General features: G+C 66.0%; 1 pseudogene. It reads left to right on the top strand.

Annotated elements, in window-relative coordinates:
• Positions 1-259: pseudogene (locus SB786_RS36780) on the top strand (acylhydrolase); the annotation flags it as partial.

A 259-nucleotide genomic window follows, 5' to 3' on the forward strand; every position in this document is an offset into this window, starting at 1 on the left:
CTCGCCGATGCGTTCACGTGGCTCGACACCGTCGTGCTGCCGAACGCCCAGGCGAACGGCTTCACGGTCACCAACACCGGCACGGCCTGTAACCTGACGCTGATGGCGCAGAACGCCACCGCCTACGCGCAGAAGTATCCGCAAGTGCTGCAACACGGCATGACGGCCGCGGAATACGGCGCGCAGTTCCGGTCGTCGCTGTTCTGCTCGCCGCAGAGCTACACGGTGGCGAACGCGGACCAGACCTACGTGTTCGCCG

It is taken from the genome of Burkholderia sp. SIMBA_062, from assembly GCF_046534765.1.
In the GTDB taxonomy this organism is placed as follows: domain Bacteria; phylum Pseudomonadota; class Gammaproteobacteria; order Burkholderiales; family Burkholderiaceae; genus Burkholderia; species Burkholderia ambifaria.